Here is a 15,585-nt window from a genome sequence, read left to right on the forward strand (position 1 = left end):
TAATGCGACCGACTCGCCGACTGACTCGCCTTAGCCTGCTCCTGGCGACCCTGGGCCTCGCCTCCTGCGCCAATTTCGCGCCGCTCTCGCAACAGGCGCACAACCAACTCGCGCCGCTCGCGCAAGACGCCAAGCAATTCGCCGCGGCGCGCGACGTGGTCGAGAACGTCACTGGCGCCGGGCCTGGTCCGCTCGTGCACGAAGTGGATGTCCCGGATCCAGCCGATACGGTTTCCCTGTCGGTGCAGCAGGCCTCGTTCTATGCGCTCGCGCAATCGATCGCCACGCAGCACGGTTACACCGTGGCCGTGCTCGACGGCGTGAATCCGCTCAGGACGGTCAACATCGACTTCAGGGGGCTCACGTTCGACGCGGCGATGCGCTACATCGGCCTGGTGGCGGGGTACGTGGCGGTGATCAACCCTGACGCCCACACCGTCACCTTCGCCAAGACGGCCACCTACACTTTCCGCCTGCCCACGGGCCTGATGCACAAGATGGAAGCGGACTTCAAGGTCGGGGGCGATCCCACCCAAGGCGGCGGCCAGGGCAGTACCGGTAGCACGTCCGGCGGCTCCACTTCGGGCGGTAGCGGCGGCACCAGTGGGCCGACGCTCTCGGCCAAGTTCACGGTGTCGGGCAACAACAAGCAGGCCGACACCAGCGGCCTGCAAACCTACCTGCAGCAGCAAGGCGGTCAAGGGGCCCAGGTATTGGTGTTTCCGGCCTCGGGTTTCGTGACCGTGCGGGGCAATGCGGTCGCGCTGCGCCGGATCCACGAATTCCTGCAGACCTACACGCAGGACGCGATGCGTCAGGTCCAGATCCAGGCCTCGCTCATCGAAGTGTCGCTCAACGACACGCTCCAATACGGCATCCAGTGGAACAAGATCCTCAACGCCGCGGGGACCAAATCGATCGGCTACAACACCACGGGCGCGGTCAGTAACGCAGCGCTCAACGTCAATCTCACTACGGCGTCCATCACCGCCATCATGAAGGCGCTGGAAGACTACACGAGCGTCAAGGTCGTCTCGCAGCCGTCGCTGGTGGCCGCCAATCACACCGCAGCCACCAAATTCGACGGGGTGCAGGACCCGTACCTGCCCTCGGTCAACACCACCCTCTCGTCGGGGACCGGCGGCTTTTCTCAAACGTCCGGCTCGGTCGCCTACGCGCTCAACGGCGTGAGCTTCTCGGTCACCGCCGACATCCTGTCGAACCAGGAAGTGTCGTTGCGCCTGGTGCCCGTCTCCAACACGGTCGGCACGATGCAGACGTTCCTCAACGGCCAGATTCAGGCGCCGGTGATGTCGACCAAGCAGTCGCTGATGCAAGTGCTGGTGCCCACCGGCTATACGGTGGTGCTCGCCGGCGACCGCTATATGAGCGGCAATGACGGCACGCAAGGGATCCCGGGCGTCGCGCGCCTGCCCGGCGTGGGCCGAGCGCTCTCGGGGGTGAACGACGTCAACGCCGCGCGCGAGAACGTGCTGCTCCTGCAGGTGCAGATCGTACCGGCGCCGTCCTTTGAAACCCTGGTGGGCGAGGCGATCTGATGAAACTGCCTATCAAGCTGCATCAGCGTCTTGACTCGGGCACGGCCATCGGGCGGCGCCGGCGGTGGACGGCTGAGGCGAAGCCGGCAGCGGGGCCGATCTATCTGCGCACCGAGACGGGCGGTGTGCAGCGCGACTACTGCCTGTCCGAGCAAGATCGCGTGAGCCTGCTGGAAGCGGTGCCGGCGGCCGCGCCGATCGTGTCGTTCTCGGATCAGGACCGGTGCCTGCTGGTGCCGCCCACCGCCTTCCGGCGCACGGTCGCGCGCACCATCGCGCGCAGTTTCGGGGAGACCACTCGCCATATCCGCGCGCGGCGCGACACCGCCGTGTTCGCCACGCCAGCCAGCCGCCTGCAGGGCCTGGAGCAACCCGTCATGCCGGGCGTGGCGGTGCTGCATGCGCTACTCAAGACGCGCCGGCCCACGCAGTTGCCGGCCGTGGTCGGCTTTGCCGTCGGGGATCCGCAAGACACCCTCTTGATCCAGTTCGTCCTCGATGAGGCTGGCCAGCTCGACCGGCTGCAGGTAGTGCCCCGCATCAGCCAGGACAGCATCGCCCGCACCCTGCGCTCGTTCGCCTCGGGCGCCAAGATAGCGATCAAGGGTGCCGATCGGGAACTCTCCGACGCGCAGGTCATGATCTTTACCAGCGAGGAGCTGCGCGGCGCCTTGGCGCGCGTGCCCGCCTATCCGCGCACGGGCGACGTGGTCGGGATTCCCAGCACGACGGTGCGCTGGCTCGCGCAGGCCGCGGCGGGTGCCGCTTGCTGCGCCCTGATCGCCTGGTCCGGCTGGCAGGCCTGGCAGGTCAAGCGCTTGAGCCAGCAGCTCGCGGTGAGTCAGGCGATGGTGGCCCACTCGCTCGATGCCATCCGTACGCTCGCCCGCACGCGCTTCGATGCGTTCACGGCGCTCGCCAGCATCGATTCGACGCCGGCGCTGGCGCGCGCGGCGCGCCTGGTGGTGCCGGGCGGCCACGTCGACATCCAGATCGATCGCGAGCGCGGCATGACCCTCACCACCCACGTGCCGCTGGGCGACGATCCGCGCCAGGTGCGCTTACCCGCTCCACTCGGTGCGCCCTGCCATGAAGCGCCCCCGGCCATTACCTCAACTCTCTCCGAGATCGACCTCACCTATGCGTGTCCGACTGTATCTGATGCTGCTCTTGGTGCTATGTTCCGCGCTCGCCGTTGAGCAAGGGCTGGCCTGGCGCGCGCAGCAGGCCGCCTTGCGCGCCGGCATCGCCGCCGCCCGCGCGCAATGGGTGCATGCGCAGGTCGCCACGCGCGGGTTGCGCCAACGCCTGAAAGGTGCCGCGGCAAGCCCCGCGCCGCGCGTGGACGTGTCGCTCGCGCGCGCGACGGTGCGCCTGCGAGAGCTGGCGCTGGCCGACCTGATCCGGCTGGGCGCCGTGACGGTGGGCAACTTCCGCGGCCGCAACGGCGCGGCCCCGGTGGCGAGCGTGCGGCAGACCACGATGAGCGGCCTCTCATTCGTCCCGGTGAGGTGCGAAGGCACCTACACCGATATCGAGGGGCTGCTGCGCTTTATCGCCGCCCTGGCCTCGCATGGCACGGCGCTGTCGCACGCCGCGTTCACGGGCGACAAATTCGTATTGGACCTGGAAGTCTACGGGACCTGAGGAGAAGGCAATGGCTTATGCAATGGAAGAGGCGACCCGCGCCGGGCAAGCGCCCGCGACGAGCGCCCCGGGGGTGGTGCTGGCGTTCGGTAGAGAGCCTAAAGACGGGAAGGAAGACCGCTTCACGCAGGTCCTGCGCGAATTCGGCATGAAAGAGACCCACATTCGGGCCGTGCAGCAACGTCAGGCACTCACCAATGAGTCGCTCACCGACATCATGTGCTCGGCCGACTACGGGTTTCTCACGCCCGAGAAGATCGCCCAGGTCAACGCCCGGATGGACGGTCTGGCGTATTTGCCGCCGGCGGCCATCGACGAGATCGACCCGGAGCGCATCCCCCAGGCGGCCTGGCCCACCGAGTTCCGGCACTGGGTGCCGATCGACTACGACGCAGCTGCGCAATGCCTGACGGTGGCCATCTCCGAGATCGAGCAGGAGAACATTGCCAAGACGGCGTTGCCGGACTACCTCGTGCGGTACCGGATCGCCTCGCACCGCACGATCCAGAGCATTTACCGGCAGTGTTTCGCACGTACCGAGGCCGCGTTCGATGTGGCGTATGGGCGCATGCGCGAACTGATGGGCCGCGAGGACGATCCGGACGCCGCGGCGGCCCTGGGCGAGCTCATCATGACGCTCATCCGTCACGCCTGCTACATGCAGGCGAGCGATATCGGCTTGACACCGATGGCCACCAGCACCGGCGCGATGGTGCGCCTCAAAGTGGGCGGGGTGGGCGACTTCTTCCGCTTTCTCGAATGGCCGATCTGGAAACGGATCATCACCTATCTGATCACCCGCTCCGGGCGCCAGGAGAAGCTGCGCGACGAGCCGGTGGACGGCAAGATCGAATTCACGTCGGCGCAAGAGAAGAAATACGCGGAAATCAAGCACCGTTACGCGTTCCGGGTCTCGCTCACCCGCCAGGTCGAGAGTCCCGAGAACGAATTCACCACCGTGGTGATCCGGATCCTGGACAAGGACGCGGAGGCGGCCGAACTCGACCAGATCGGCATGGATCCGCACACGCTCCAGCGTTTGCGCGGCTATATGCAGGCCGATCACGGGATTTTTCTCACTACGGGGCCGACCGGCTCCGGCAAGACCTCGGCGATCTATGCGCTACTCAATGAGGTCGATCCGATCGAGCGCTGGGTGCAGTCCTCGGAGCGCCCGATCGAATACCGCAAGGGTTCGTGGATTCAGTACCAGGTGCCGGGACATAAGGACGAGGGTGAGGCCGCGCAGCTCCTGCTCAAAGGCATCCTGCGCAACGCGCCGAACATCATTCTGAACGGCGAGACGCGCGATGCGGAAATCGCCGCGCTGATGCTGGAGATGGCCAACACGGGCCACTTGACGCTATCCACCCAGCATAACAACCGGGCCGAGACCGCCCTCACGAGGCTCAAGAATTTCGGCGTGGACATGACCGATGTGGCGGCGGTGCTCCTGGGCATCCTCGCGCTGCGCCTGGTGCGCAAGCTCTGCACCCGTTGCTCGGTGCCGGATGCGCGGGAGGCGACCCGCCATCTGCTGCGCCATGACTGGCTGGCCGACACGCCGCACCGGCCGCGCCGGGCCGGTCCCGGTTGCCGCCATTGCAATCACACCGGCTATCGCGGGCGGCAACTGGTCTACGAGCTGCTGCACGTCGACCCCCAGGTGCGTCGGCTGATCGAGCGGCAGGCGCTGCCTTCGGAGATCGCCGCGGCGGGTTTGCCGCCCCACCGCCGCATGACCGCCAGCGCCTTGCGCCTGCTCTCGGCCGGCATCACGTCGCATGAAGCGATCGCCTCGATCCTGGCCACCGAAGTCGAAGAAGCGCCCGACGACTATCAGCCTGGAGAAAACGCCTGGCTCCAGTCGCCTTATGCCTCCCATGCCGACGGGGAGGCCGCGTCATGAAATGCATCTATCGCTTCACGGCCATGACGGCCCGCCAGCGCAAGGTGAGCGCCTTGATCGCCTCCGAGTCCCTCGACTATGCGTATTACGCGATCCGCCAGATGGGCTTTAGTCAACCGACAGCGCACCTGGACGTGGTCGAGACGGTGAAGGAGGCGTTCGGCGCGAAAATCGACGCGCGAGAGCTCGCCCGCTTCTATGCGACGCTGGGCGAGCGCTTGGCCAATGGGGGCGAGTTGCTGGCGCAGTTGGAGGACGCCTCCGATTACCTGCTCGATGGGCGCCTCAAGAGCGCCGTGGCGATCTTTGCGGCCGGCATCGAGGAGGGCCGCCCGCCGGGCGCCGCCATGCGCGCGGCCGGGTTCGAGGCGCGCGACGCGATGGTGGTGGGCGCACGAGCGCAGGCCGCGCAACTGCCGCAGGCGCTGCTCGATCTGGGTCAGGAAGTGGAAGACCGGCACGAGCTGGCCCTGCAGATGCGCAGCGTCTTTCGCGGCGTGAAGATCACGCTCGGGCTCATGTACGCCTTCATTCCCGTGGAGATCGGGTTCGTCGCGCCCAGCATGACGCGCCTCTTTAGCGCGAGCCTGGGGCTGGGGCAGCGGATGCCCGCTTACGCGCGGGCGTTTTGTGGCTTCGCGGCCTGGTGCAACGCGCACGCGCTGCTCTCGCTCGCCGGCTATGTGGCCCTGCCCTTGGGGCTGATGGCCCTGGCGAGACGCCCCTTCCTGCGCGAACTGGTCACCCGCATCAAGCCGGTCCAGCGCCTGACGGAGACGCTGGAGCACGCGAGCCTGTGGGCCACCTATGGAGTGATGTACGCGGCGGGCATCGCCCCGGAAGATATTTTTAGAACGCTCGCCCCCACCGTGCGCCGCGAAGCGACGCAGATCGCGCTCTTGCGTGCGGCCAAGGCGACCAGCGCCGGCACGGATCTCGCCTCGGCGGTGGCCCACGCGGGTTTCTCGACGCGGGTGGTGGCCAATTTCAGGTCGGCCACGCGTTCCGGGGAACTGGCCAAGGGCTTGCAGCAATTTACCCGGCACCTCAAGAGCGACGCGAAGTTGATGACTGCGCGTCTGCAACAAAACGCCAATCTGGTCAGCCTCGCGCTCACGACCGGTTTGGTGTTCGTCATGTTCATGCTCACCTATTACCCCAGTGTCGCCACCATGCTTCACAGCCTTTGATTCAAGGACCCTCATGATGAAAAAACTCCCCTCTGCCCTTTGGCGCCAAGCCGCGCGGCGTACCCGCCGCGGCCGGCGCGCCCTGCAACGCGGCTTCACGCTGGTCGAAATGCTGATGGTCATGGCGGTGATCGCCGTGGTCACCGCGATGATCGCCATCGCCTACAACGGTAGCAGCTCCAAAGGCCTGGCGATGGTCTCGGACGCGCAAACCCTGGCCCAGGGCTTTCTGCGCGCCAAGCAGGACATGGGCTGCTACCCCAATGCGCCGTCCGTCTTGTGGTCCGGCACGCTCGCGACCGCCGGGAATATGGTTTGCGGTGTCGACGGCACCCAGGTGTGGGATGGCCCTTACGTGAACGCCCTGCCCACCGATGCCGCGACGGGCGACGTCGAGCTGCCGGGCGTGAGCGCCGGGGTGCTGGCGACGATCGCCAGCGAAGCGACGCCCGCCACGAGCCTGGGGGTCTACTACTTCATCCACGTGATCGATGTGCCCAACGACATCGTGACGGCGGCCTTGCTCAAATGCAATGGCAGCAAGGCCACCACCGCGACCTTTCAGCAAGGGTCGTGCCGCGGCACGCTGGGCGCCGGCGCGGGGGCGCTGGGCACCTTCGACTACAAGATCGAAGAGACGTCGAGCTGATGAAGCAGTTGATGAAGCGGCACCAGCAGCGCCAGCAACGCGGGTTCGTCGCGCTCGCCCTCATGATCTTGCTCGCGGGCTTCGTGGCGATGATCTTGACGGTCTTGACGCGCACCACCGCCCAGGCGGGCGTGGGTGCGCCGGGCGCTCCCGGCGCTTATCTGAGTTCAGCCGAGGTTGCGGTGCGCGCCTGGTATCGGCAGAACGCAGCGAGCATTGATAGCCCGGGGTTTGCGATGACCGGTCCGCAGATCCTCGCCGCCGCCGGCGTCATGCGCCAGTACGGCCTGCAAGCGGCCGTGAGCGACGAGCTGGGTCTGCCGTGTGCCGGGGGCGTGGACACGTGCGTGGCCTACCGCACCATCGCGCTGTGGTTGCCGCCGGGCTCGGGGCCGGATACGACCGTGTTCGATCCGACCACCGGGAAGCTCACGCCGGCGGCGCACGTCACCTGGGCGGCCATCTCCGGCCAGTCGATCGAGCAGGCCGCGCTGTCTCAGTCGTTGCGGGCGCTGGGGGATCTCCAGACGGGTTTGCAAAGCTACTTCCTGACGCGCCAGCAGGACGACAGCACCGGCACCACCGACACCAACTGGTTTCGCGCGAGTCCGTGCGGCGTGGCGTCAAGCGCTCTGCCCTGCGTGGACACCTGGACCGCTGGAGACCAGACCGGCATCCCGGCGCTGGCCGGCATCGATGCGCACCGTTTCTATGACGCCTGGGGCCAGCCGATCCATGTGTCGAATCTGCTCGATTCCTCCTCGTCCGCCACCCCCTATTCGATGGCGCTGAAGACCGTCACCCCCTGGGGGACGACGATCGAGGTCGAAGCCGTCCAGCCTTTATGAGTGAGCTATGAGCCCTATGCAAATACTGCAAACGCTGATCGAGGACCTGTTGGCCAACAATGACGTGACCGACGTTCATCTGTGCGAGGGCGACGCGCCGCGTATCCGCGTCAAGCGTGACCTGGTGCTCACTGACCACCCGCCCATCGAGCCGGCGCCGCTGGCGGCATGGCTTGGCCAGCAGCGGCCGGGCGACGCTAAAGTCCAGGCGGTGCTGACGGGCAAGGTAGGCAACGCGAATTTTGCGAGCGCCGGCGCGCATGGACGCCTGCGCTGCAACGTCTACGCCGCGCGCGGCACGCTGCGGCTGGCGATCCGTCGCATTTATCGCGGCGACATCGGCTTCGAAGCGCTGGGCTTGCCGGCGAGCTTGCTGGATCTGGCCGATCAGCCGCGGGGTATCTTTCTGACGACCGGCCCGACCGGCTCGGGCAAGAGCACGACGCAAGCCGCGCTCATCCAGCATTTCAACCTCACCCGCCAGGGGCACATCCTGGAACTGGCCGACCCGATCGAGTACGAACACGTGTCCGGGCAGTGTCTCATCACCCAGCGCGAGATCGGCACCGACGAGGTGAGTTTTGCGGCGGGCCTGCACGGGGCGCTGCGCGAGGATCTGAATATCCTGGTCGTCGGGGAGATGCGCGACCGGGAGACGGTCGAACTGGCGCTGCGCGCGGCCGAGACTGGGCATCTGGTGGTGGGCACGCTCCACACGGCGGGCGCGGCCGCGAGCATCGAGCGCGTGGCGAGTCTCTTTGACGGCGCGGAGCGCGGCGCGGTGCTGAGCGTGCTGGCCACCACCATGTGCGGGGTGGTCTCGCAGACGCTCATCCGCGGCATCGAGGGCCAGGTGGCGTTGGCCGCCGAAATCCTGGTGCCCACCACGTCGGTGCGCGCCAACATCCGCAACGGCAATATCGTGGGCATCCGCCAGGACATGGAGACGGGCCAGCAGGACGGGCAGATCACCCTGCACCGCGCGCTCGCGGCCCTGTATCACGCGCGCCGGATCGAGCGCGAGGACGCGCTTTTTTATGCCACTGACCGGGACCGCCTGGAGCGCATGCTATGAAGCGCGCTCGATGTTTCTCTCCTCGCCAGCGCGGCTTCACGCTGCTGGAAATGCTCATCGCCATGGCCGTGCTGGCGATCATGCTGGCCGTCGCCTATCCCCTCTTTCAAAGCATGACCGATCTGTGGGGCAAGTACGAAACGAATAACCGCTTGGCCGACATCGAGCAGGCGGTGACTACCGCCTACCAGCAAGCCATGGTGACGGCGGAGGTGCCGACGAACACGGGCCGGGAACTGGTCTTGCCCACCGGCACGCTGGTGCAGACCGGCCCCAACGCGGCGGGCCGATGTTCGACGACGACGGCGGTCGCATTCACGCCGCTCTATCAATATTTGAAGCAGGCACCGAACCTCGTGTGGCGCGACGGCTATGGACGGCCGGTGTGCGTGCTGATCACCCCCCAGCTCTCGTTCACGGATGACGGCGCGACGCTCTACTACCACACGATCGCCATCGTCTCGGCGGGCCGGCACGGCAAGATGGCCGCCGGCACCAGCCTGTCGGACGCGGGCGTCCTGACCCTGGCAGGCGACAACCAGGCGGTGCTGATCAACGGGCGGCTCTTGGCGCTCGCGGCCCTGCAGGCGACCCAGGCGCAGATGGCCAAGGTCGCGGCCGCCTACGCCGCGTACTTCCAGAACCGCTATCTGGGCAACACGGCGCGCGATACCTCGATCGATTATTTCGCGAACGCCTGGGGCGACACGGGCTCGCCCATGCCCGCGCTGGGGGCCACGCCCCTGAACACCCCGTCGGTCGATCTGATGAGCCCGCTGGGGCTCTCCAGCACCGACATCACCGATGGCTGGGGGCAAGTCATGCAGCTCGACAACGATTCGGATGCGGTGCGCAGCCCCAATAACAGCGCCGCAGCGATGACCACCCCGCCCTATACGGCGCGAATTACCACCACCTTGCCCGGCGGCCAGACGTATGCGCAGACCGTCATGGGCAGCTATTGACATGATTGATCGAGGGGAGCCCCTATGAAACGCACGATCCTTCTTCTGCTGGTTGGCGCGGCGACTGGCTCTGTGGCCGTCACGGCAAACGCGGCTGCACCGGCCAGCTCGACAAATGCTGCGACCCACTCGGCGAGCGCCACGCCCATTTCGGCGAGCGAGGTCGCGGCCGTCACCGCGCCGCTTAACCCGCTCACGGGCCAGCCGATTTCGGCGGAGACCTTGACGCGCATCCTCAAGGTCAAGACGCTGCAGGCCGACATCGCGGGCCAGGATTTGAGGCGCGTGCGCGCCGAGCGCCAAATGAACGGCCCCCTGCCGGGGAGCGCGGGGCCGGTGCCGCCGCCGGTGGCGCCCGCGGTGAAAGACAAAAGCAAAGGCAAACCGTATGGCAAACAGGGCAAGCCCACCGTCGCCCGCGCGCACTCGCTTGTGCCCTTGGCCGCCGTGAGCCCCGTGGCCGGCATCCTGACGGAGCACGGGGTGCGCTACGCCCTCTTGCAAATCCACGGCCAGGGCAAGATGGCGCGCGTGGGTGACACCTTTATGGGGCACCACGTCGGCGCGATCACGGCCACCACGGTGACGCTCGACGGGCTGCGGTTCCGCCCGGACCAGGCGGTGTCGACCATCGCCGACGTCGAGCAGCCGTTGTCAGCGGCTACGGCGGCCACGGCTGGCGCGACTGCCGGCGGGCCACACCCGATCTATCCGCCGCTGCGCGGTCCCTTACCCCAGCTGTCCACTGTGCTCAATCGCTAAAAGGAGCTTGCCATGCGATCCTGGATCTGCGCGCTTATTCTGCTCCTGGCCATCGCTCCCGCGGCCTCCGTAGCCGCTGACAACGGCGGCACCGGAGGTGCGGCGATCTTCGGTACCGCGCTGGAGGTTACCCAGGTGGTCAACCGCGTCACCAGCCCCACCTCGCAGGTGTCGGCCACGACCGGTCCCGTGGCCTACTCGCCCAGCGCGGGGTCGCTCGATCAGCAGGGCAACACCGCCGTGCCGGTGGCCGACACCACGGCGATTCCGGTGCTCACGTCCACGACCTACGGCAACGGCACGCTCTCACAGGCGCAGATCATCGCGCAGGCGACCACCTATATCGATGGCCAGGAAGAGCGTCTCGCGACGGACCTGTCGGCGTATCTGGCGAGCATCCATGCGGATCGCGCCTACTTCACTTACGACCAGGAGGTCATGCCCGTCGGGGCCGCGCATTCGATGCGCCTGGTCTGGACCTTCACCGTCGATTCATCGGGCACCGCCACCTACGCGGCGCCGCAGATCCTCGATACGGACCCGGTGATGGTCTATATGGTCTACACGCCCTCGGCGGTCGCGGCGGGCCTGCCCGCAGGCTGGGCCTACCCGAACGCCGGCGTGTTGCAGTACCAACTGCGCAATACGGCCGGCACCGCCCTGTCGACCTGGGTCTCGATCAATACCTACGGCGCCTTCGACGAGCCGCAAAGCGGTGGCGCCGCGGTAGATCCCGATGCCGGGCTCAAGTGTCTGATCGACAAAACATCGTCGAGCAGTTGCCCTCAGGGCTACCCCGACGCCAAGACGCTGATCGGCAGCCACGGCGCGATGTACGCGATCCTGGACTACGTGCGCATGGTGCAGCCCGAATACACGCAGCAGGAAAGCCCGCCCGGCTCCGGCCAGTACGTGCAGGTGCCGGTGATGTCGATGTCGGTCAACTCCCGCGTGTTCGACACCGATTATTGTTTGCTCTCCTATACCAACCAGGGCCAGTACGGCTACACGCTGCTCAACCAGACCGATCGTTACTACGTCCCGGCCAGCGGTGCCTACGCGCAGATCGGCAGCTACCAGGGCACCAGCATCTCGCCCACGCAGTCGTACAGCTTTACGCGCACCGATCTCACGGCGAGCCAGCAGGCGCTGGTCAGCACCCTCATCATCGACCCGACCAGTCCCATGGGCGCGTATTTGACGGCGGCCGACGTGCCAAACCTCGTGTATCTGGCACCGATCACGGAGAACCAGTGCATCCCGCCTCCGCCTCCGCCGCCACCTTGCACGTACAACGCGTCGACCGATTACGTGATGATCTCGATGCCACCGGCCGGCTACTACACGTGGAATACGGAAGTCCAGGTGATGTCGGGCGGCACCATGGGTTATCGGTATGGGTTCGGCGATTACGACAATACGGCAGGCTGGGGCGTGAGCCAGGTCGACCAGGCGCTCAATCCCTTGGGCTATTACGTGGGCAACGCAGAGACCTCCTACGGTGACTATCAATCGGGTTATACGACAACGCTCTACCAAGTCTGTAAATAGGAGGCATGATGCGTCATGAACTGCGTCACACGCTGCGCCAAGCCGTTCACCTGCTCACCGCCGCGTGCTTTCTCGGCACCGCCGTGCTTCTCCCCGCCGCTTCGGCGCTGGCCGCCGCGGGCCAGTTCAATCCCACGTGGCACAGCCGCTATGTGGCCGATGGCACCGCTAATGTCGTCTATCCGGCCGATAACTGGCACGACATCGGCACGGCCCGGCAGTCGTCGTCCGGCACTTATGATTTTTCGATGACGCAAGGCGAGCGGTGGATTGTCGATAACGACCCTGCCGCCGGCATCCTGGGGCTGAACTCGATCCAGGCCGGCAAGCTGCTGATCCAGGCCGCCGAGAAGCCGCCGATTGTTTTCGCACGCTACTTCCTCGAGGACGCCGAACTGCGCGTGCAGGCGTTTCGCGTCATTCGCACGCCCGATCACGTCGTGCACATGCAGATGGCGGATTGGACGCCCTGGCACGGGGCGCTCTTCGTGCGCGACCGGTATTTCCTGTCCGCGGCGGAGAAGGACAATCCGTTCCTGCTGGGCAACGACCCGCTGCAGCGCTTCGGCAATCCGGCGATCCTCGCCCAAAGCCAGTACAACTGGCAGAACTACTGGCTGCGCACCGACCCGGTGTTTTACAACATTTCCTGGCCGGCCGCGCAGGTGGCCATTGGCCTCGCGATGGCGCATTTCCATTCGCTGATCGGTTTCATCTCGCTCCCGAAATTGAGCTTGCAGCAGACGGAGACCACCAGCGGCAGCATCCTGCGCAAGACCGTGACGATCACCACGCGCGGCTACGCGACGCCGCAGTGGTATGTGGCCACGCCTCCCAGGGCACAGCCCTATGCGCAGACGGCCGAGATCTGCGCGGTGCAGGTTGCCTCCGGGGCGTCCTGTGACGACGTCGGGCACATGGTGCCCTCGGGCATTGCAGTGCAGCAGTGGCAAGGCGGGGATTTGCCGCAGGTGACGGATCTGCTGTACACCAACGTCGAGTCGCATTCGGGCTGGACGATTTTAGCGTTCGCGCTGCTGGCCACCGCGTTTGCGTTTGCCGGTGGGCTGGCGCTGGGGACGATGGCGACGGGGTCGGCGGGGTGGACGGCGGCGGGGGCTGGTGGCTTTGGAGGGGGCCTTGGTGGATCAGGGATAGGTGCCATCGCCGGCTCCGCAGCCGGTACTGCCTACGCCGTTGGCTCGACCGTGCTCAATCATGGGGGTGCCGTGACGCAGCCGCAATCCAACTTCCTTGGCTCGACCGGCTGGGGCGTGATCAACCCAGGCGCACCGAACAACCAGTACGCGCAAGGGCTGCAGGCGAACGTCGAGGCGCGCGAGATCCAGACCAACACCCAACAGGCGTTGACGGGTGACCAGGAGTTATTGCAAGGCTCCTGCGCCGGCTGGACCTCGCGCACCGACTGCATCAACGCCGGGGGCACCGCCGGCGTGATGCCCCGCACGGACGATTACCGGGCGCAGGTAAGGACGCCGCAGATGCAGCGGCGCTACGCGAAGTGTGAGGACGAAGGCTACACGGGGCCGAACCTGCAGCGCTGCGCGGCCGGGGCACTGCTCACCCCTTCCGAGGCCCAGACGGTCCAAACCGGCGGCTGGACGGTGAGCACGTCGGCGATGCCGCCGACCAATTCCACGACGAACACTGCGGCGCCGCTCTTCTATGACAGCAGCCCGCCGTCGCAGTGAGCCTCAGTTGGCCAGCAGCGGGAAATCCTTGTCGTAGCGCCAACCGTCGCAGACGACCCCGCCGCTGAACGCTATCTTGGAGCCGACCCAGCCGCAGTGGAGACGTTTGGTGTCGGCTGCGCGAGCGGCCACGCGAATGAATTGATCGTAGGGGTGGGCATCAGTCGGAGCAATTGATACCACAATATCGCCTATCTCCACACGGGCTGATTTCGGCACCAACATGCCACCGATTTTAATTCCCCACGAATTGCGACCGACCGCAACTGATATGTGGTCCACAGTAGCCGGATTTTGACAGAGCGGATCTTTTCCCCAATTTTCGTTGTGGCAATATGTCTTGATAAACGTGGAGTCAGGGCCTGGATGCACATACCGGACAAGGGCATAGACCGTCTTACCAGACATTGCTTCAAAATCGTGATCCCCCGGCTTGTAATACGTCATACACCCACCGAGCATCGCGGCCAGCGTGAGCAGGCCAGCCAGTTGGCATCCCCGTGGAAAGGTTTTGAGGTTCATTTCGACTCCGGGTTTTCGCGTAGCTGGCCCGCGTCGCCAAATACAATCCCGCCGGCGCGACGCATCGCATCGGCGAGGGCCACGTCAAACGTTGCCAAGATCGCGCCAGTGCGCAAAGCCAAGTCGAGATAGGTCGCGTCGTAGGCTGTCAGTCGATGTTCTCGCGCGAGCGCCATAATCCCGTCGCGGCGACTGGCCGGCGCAGCGCTGTCCGTGGCGATCGGTAGTGCTGAGAGCTTACTCAGATAGTCGATCACCTGCGCCTCGGTCACGACGCGTCGGCGCTCACCGACCAGCAACGCGTTGGCGACCTCGGTATGCCACAAGGCAGGGACCAGGACTTCCGCCTGCGCAAGGCATAGCAACGCTTGATCTGCGCAATCGGCCTCAGTCTTGCTGGTGCGCTCAAACAACCACGCTAGCGCCATGGAAGCGTCGACGACCAATTTCATCGCCGACCCTCGGCAATCCATTCGCGTAGCGTCTCCGCCGGCACGTCATGCACGCGACGCATCGAGCGCATTGCCTCGATGGCTGTCTTAACATCCAATTGCGTCGCGCTTTCGCTCGGAATCAAGTCAGCCACCGGTTGCCCACGGGACGTGATCGTGTAGCGTTGGCCATGCCTGACCTCCCTCAGGAGTTCAGACAGTCTGGCTTTCGCATCAAAGGAGCCAATTTCTGTGTACATGATTTAAAGACCTAGTTTACAGACTGGTTCAGTCTATCGCAATTATCCGCTCGAGGCAACATCAAGCGACCTGCTCCATCAGCAGAATGTCGCGTCGGCGGCACCCACACGCCAGCCTCGATGCGCCGTTGCCCACGCGTGGGTTGGCGTCGTATAAAGACGGATGCAGTTCTCATCCGCGGCATCGCTGCGTAACGCCGGGGCGGGATCTTCAATGCCAGCGCGAGCATTTGGCAACGTCACGACGGCGGGTAGCTACTGTGAACTTTCGGCGTAAAGGAGCCAAGCCGTTCTCGGCATAAAGGCGCCAGAAGATTCTCGGCGCATAGGCGCCACCCGTCTTTCGGCGTATTGGCGCCGCAAGAATTTCGCCGTTAAGGCGCCGCTGGCACCTGATCGGGCGCTCGAACTTCGACGAACCGCTACCCTCCCAAAGCATTTTTACTCGGGAGGGTGGCTTGAAGAGGAAGTTCGAGATGTATCAATATCGACAGGTCCTGGTGCG

General features: G+C 65.7%; 15 protein-coding genes. 12 read left to right on the forward strand and 3 right to left on the reverse strand.

The window, feature by feature from the left end; all coding sequences use genetic code 11:
- Window positions 1-2 precede the first annotated feature (2 nt).
- Genes EPN80_RS01825 through EPN80_RS01880 form a run of 12 tightly spaced genes read left to right on the forward strand, consistent with a single transcriptional unit; the run spans window position 3 to window position 13,867 of the window.
- Entirely contained in the window at window positions 3-1,559 is a 1,557-nt protein-coding gene (locus tag EPN80_RS01825; RefSeq protein ID WP_293022956.1) for a hypothetical protein, read from the forward strand.
- Window positions 1,559-2,758 carry a hypothetical protein gene (locus EPN80_RS01830; RefSeq protein WP_293022959.1) on the forward strand — a complete coding sequence of 400 codons (1,200 nt, stop codon included), beginning with the start codon at window positions 1,559-1,561 and terminating at the stop codon, window positions 2,756-2,758. The genes EPN80_RS01825 and EPN80_RS01830 overlap by 1 nt, the downstream gene beginning before the upstream one ends.
- Window positions 2,721-3,206 carry a hypothetical protein gene (locus EPN80_RS01835; RefSeq protein WP_293022962.1) on the forward strand — a complete coding sequence of 162 codons (486 nt, stop codon included), beginning with the start codon at window positions 2,721-2,723 and terminating at the stop codon, window positions 3,204-3,206. Before EPN80_RS01830 ends, EPN80_RS01835 begins: the two co-directional genes overlap by 38 nt.
- Window positions 3,207-3,216: 10 nt before the next feature.
- Window positions 3,217-5,115 carry an ATPase, T2SS/T4P/T4SS family gene (locus EPN80_RS01840; protein WP_293022965.1) on the forward strand — a complete coding sequence of 633 codons (1,899 nt, stop codon included), beginning with the start codon at window positions 3,217-3,219 and terminating at the stop codon, window positions 5,113-5,115.
- Window positions 5,112-6,305 (forward strand): type II secretion system F family protein, encoded by a 1,194-nt coding sequence (locus EPN80_RS01845; protein WP_293022967.1) that lies wholly within the window; start codon window positions 5,112-5,114, stop codon window positions 6,303-6,305. The genes EPN80_RS01840 and EPN80_RS01845 overlap by 4 nt, the downstream gene beginning before the upstream one ends.
- Before the next feature lie 13 nt (window positions 6,306-6,318).
- The gene (locus tag EPN80_RS01850; protein ID WP_293022970.1) at window positions 6,319-6,954 is read left to right on the forward strand and encodes a type II secretion system protein; all 636 of its coding nucleotides are present in this window, start codon (window positions 6,319-6,321) and stop codon (window positions 6,952-6,954) included.
- Window positions 6,954-7,802, forward strand: a complete 849-nt coding sequence (locus tag EPN80_RS01855) for a hypothetical protein (RefSeq protein ID WP_293022973.1) — start codon at window positions 6,954-6,956, stop codon at window positions 7,800-7,802. Before EPN80_RS01850 ends, EPN80_RS01855 begins: the two co-directional genes overlap by 1 nt.
- A 7-nt stretch (window positions 7,803-7,809) precedes the next feature.
- A complete protein-coding gene (locus EPN80_RS01860; protein WP_293022976.1) occupies window positions 7,810-8,877 on the forward strand; it encodes an ATPase, T2SS/T4P/T4SS family in 1,068 nt (355 codons plus the stop codon).
- Window positions 8,874-9,842 carry a Tfp pilus assembly protein FimT/FimU gene (locus tag EPN80_RS01865; RefSeq protein ID WP_293022979.1) on the forward strand — a complete coding sequence of 323 codons (969 nt, stop codon included), beginning with the start codon at window positions 8,874-8,876 and terminating at the stop codon, window positions 9,840-9,842. Before EPN80_RS01860 ends, EPN80_RS01865 begins: the two co-directional genes overlap by 4 nt.
- Before the next feature lie 24 nt (window positions 9,843-9,866).
- Window positions 9,867-10,604 (forward strand): hypothetical protein, encoded by a 738-nt coding sequence (locus tag EPN80_RS01870; protein ID WP_293022981.1) that lies wholly within the window; start codon window positions 9,867-9,869, stop codon window positions 10,602-10,604.
- Window positions 10,605-10,616: 12 nt separating this feature from the next.
- On the forward strand, window positions 10,617-12,155 hold the full coding sequence (locus EPN80_RS01875; protein ID WP_293022984.1) for a hypothetical protein: 1,539 nt from the start codon (window positions 10,617-10,619) through the stop codon (window positions 12,153-12,155).
- 5 nt (window positions 12,156-12,160) lie between these two features.
- Window positions 12,161-13,867, forward strand: a complete 1,707-nt coding sequence (locus EPN80_RS01880; protein ID WP_293022987.1) for a hypothetical protein — start codon at window positions 12,161-12,163, stop codon at window positions 13,865-13,867.
- Window positions 13,868-13,870: 3 nt separating this feature from the next.
- On the opposite strand, the gene EPN80_RS01885 is transcribed toward EPN80_RS01880, so the two are convergent.
- Genes EPN80_RS01885 through EPN80_RS01895 form a run of 3 tightly spaced genes read right to left on the reverse strand, consistent with a single transcriptional unit; the run spans window position 13,871 to window position 15,080 of the window.
- Window positions 13,871-14,389 carry a hypothetical protein gene (locus tag EPN80_RS01885; protein ID WP_293022989.1) on the reverse strand — a complete coding sequence of 173 codons (519 nt, stop codon included), beginning with the start codon at window positions 14,387-14,389 and terminating at the stop codon, window positions 13,871-13,873.
- Window positions 14,386-14,841: a type II toxin-antitoxin system VapC family toxin gene (locus EPN80_RS01890; RefSeq protein ID WP_293022992.1), complete on the reverse strand. Its 456-nt coding sequence runs from the start codon at window positions 14,839-14,841 to the stop codon at window positions 14,386-14,388. Before EPN80_RS01890 ends, EPN80_RS01885 begins: the two co-directional genes overlap by 4 nt.
- Complete coding sequence (locus tag EPN80_RS01895) at window positions 14,838-15,080, reverse strand: type II toxin-antitoxin system Phd/YefM family antitoxin (RefSeq protein ID WP_293022995.1); 243 nt, start codon at window positions 15,078-15,080, stop codon at window positions 14,838-14,840. Before EPN80_RS01895 ends, EPN80_RS01890 begins: the two co-directional genes overlap by 4 nt.
- Between the last annotated feature and the right edge of the window lie 505 nt (window positions 15,081-15,585).

The sequence above is a fragment of the Pandoraea sp. genome (genome assembly GCF_004297875.1).
Classification (GTDB): domain Bacteria; phylum Pseudomonadota; class Gammaproteobacteria; order Burkholderiales; family Burkholderiaceae; genus Pandoraea.

Coding starts and splice junctions, on each gene's coding strand:
- EPN80_RS01825 (WP_293022956.1), top strand. CDS start 3: ATGCGACCGACTCGCCGACTGACTCGCCTTAGCCTGCTCCTGGCGACC.
- EPN80_RS01830 (WP_293022959.1), top strand. CDS start 1,559: ATGAAACTGCCTATCAAGCTGCATCAGCGTCTTGACTCGGGCACGGCC.
- EPN80_RS01835 (WP_293022962.1), top strand. CDS start 2,721: ATGCTGCTCTTGGTGCTATGTTCCGCGCTCGCCGTTGAGCAAGGGCTG.
- EPN80_RS01840 (WP_293022965.1), top strand. CDS start 3,217: ATGGCTTATGCAATGGAAGAGGCGACCCGCGCCGGGCAAGCGCCCGCG.
- EPN80_RS01845 (WP_293022967.1), top strand. CDS start 5,112: ATGAAATGCATCTATCGCTTCACGGCCATGACGGCCCGCCAGCGCAAG.
- EPN80_RS01850 (WP_293022970.1), top strand. CDS start 6,319: ATGATGAAAAAACTCCCCTCTGCCCTTTGGCGCCAAGCCGCGCGGCGT.
- EPN80_RS01855 (WP_293022973.1), top strand. CDS start 6,954: ATGAAGCAGTTGATGAAGCGGCACCAGCAGCGCCAGCAACGCGGGTTC.
- EPN80_RS01860 (WP_293022976.1), top strand. CDS start 7,810: ATGAGCCCTATGCAAATACTGCAAACGCTGATCGAGGACCTGTTGGCC.
- EPN80_RS01865 (WP_293022979.1), top strand. CDS start 8,874: ATGAAGCGCGCTCGATGTTTCTCTCCTCGCCAGCGCGGCTTCACGCTG.
- EPN80_RS01870 (WP_293022981.1), top strand. CDS start 9,867: ATGAAACGCACGATCCTTCTTCTGCTGGTTGGCGCGGCGACTGGCTCT.
- EPN80_RS01875 (WP_293022984.1), top strand. CDS start 10,617: ATGCGATCCTGGATCTGCGCGCTTATTCTGCTCCTGGCCATCGCTCCC.
- EPN80_RS01880 (WP_293022987.1), top strand. CDS start 12,161: ATGATGCGTCATGAACTGCGTCACACGCTGCGCCAAGCCGTTCACCTG.
- EPN80_RS01885 (WP_293022989.1), bottom strand. CDS start 14,389: ATGAACCTCAAAACCTTTCCACGGGGATGCCAACTGGCTGGCCTGCTC.
- EPN80_RS01890 (WP_293022992.1), bottom strand. CDS start 14,841: ATGAAATTGGTCGTCGACGCTTCCATGGCGCTAGCGTGGTTGTTTGAG.
- EPN80_RS01895 (WP_293022995.1), bottom strand. CDS start 15,080: ATGTACACAGAAATTGGCTCCTTTGATGCGAAAGCCAGACTGTCTGAA.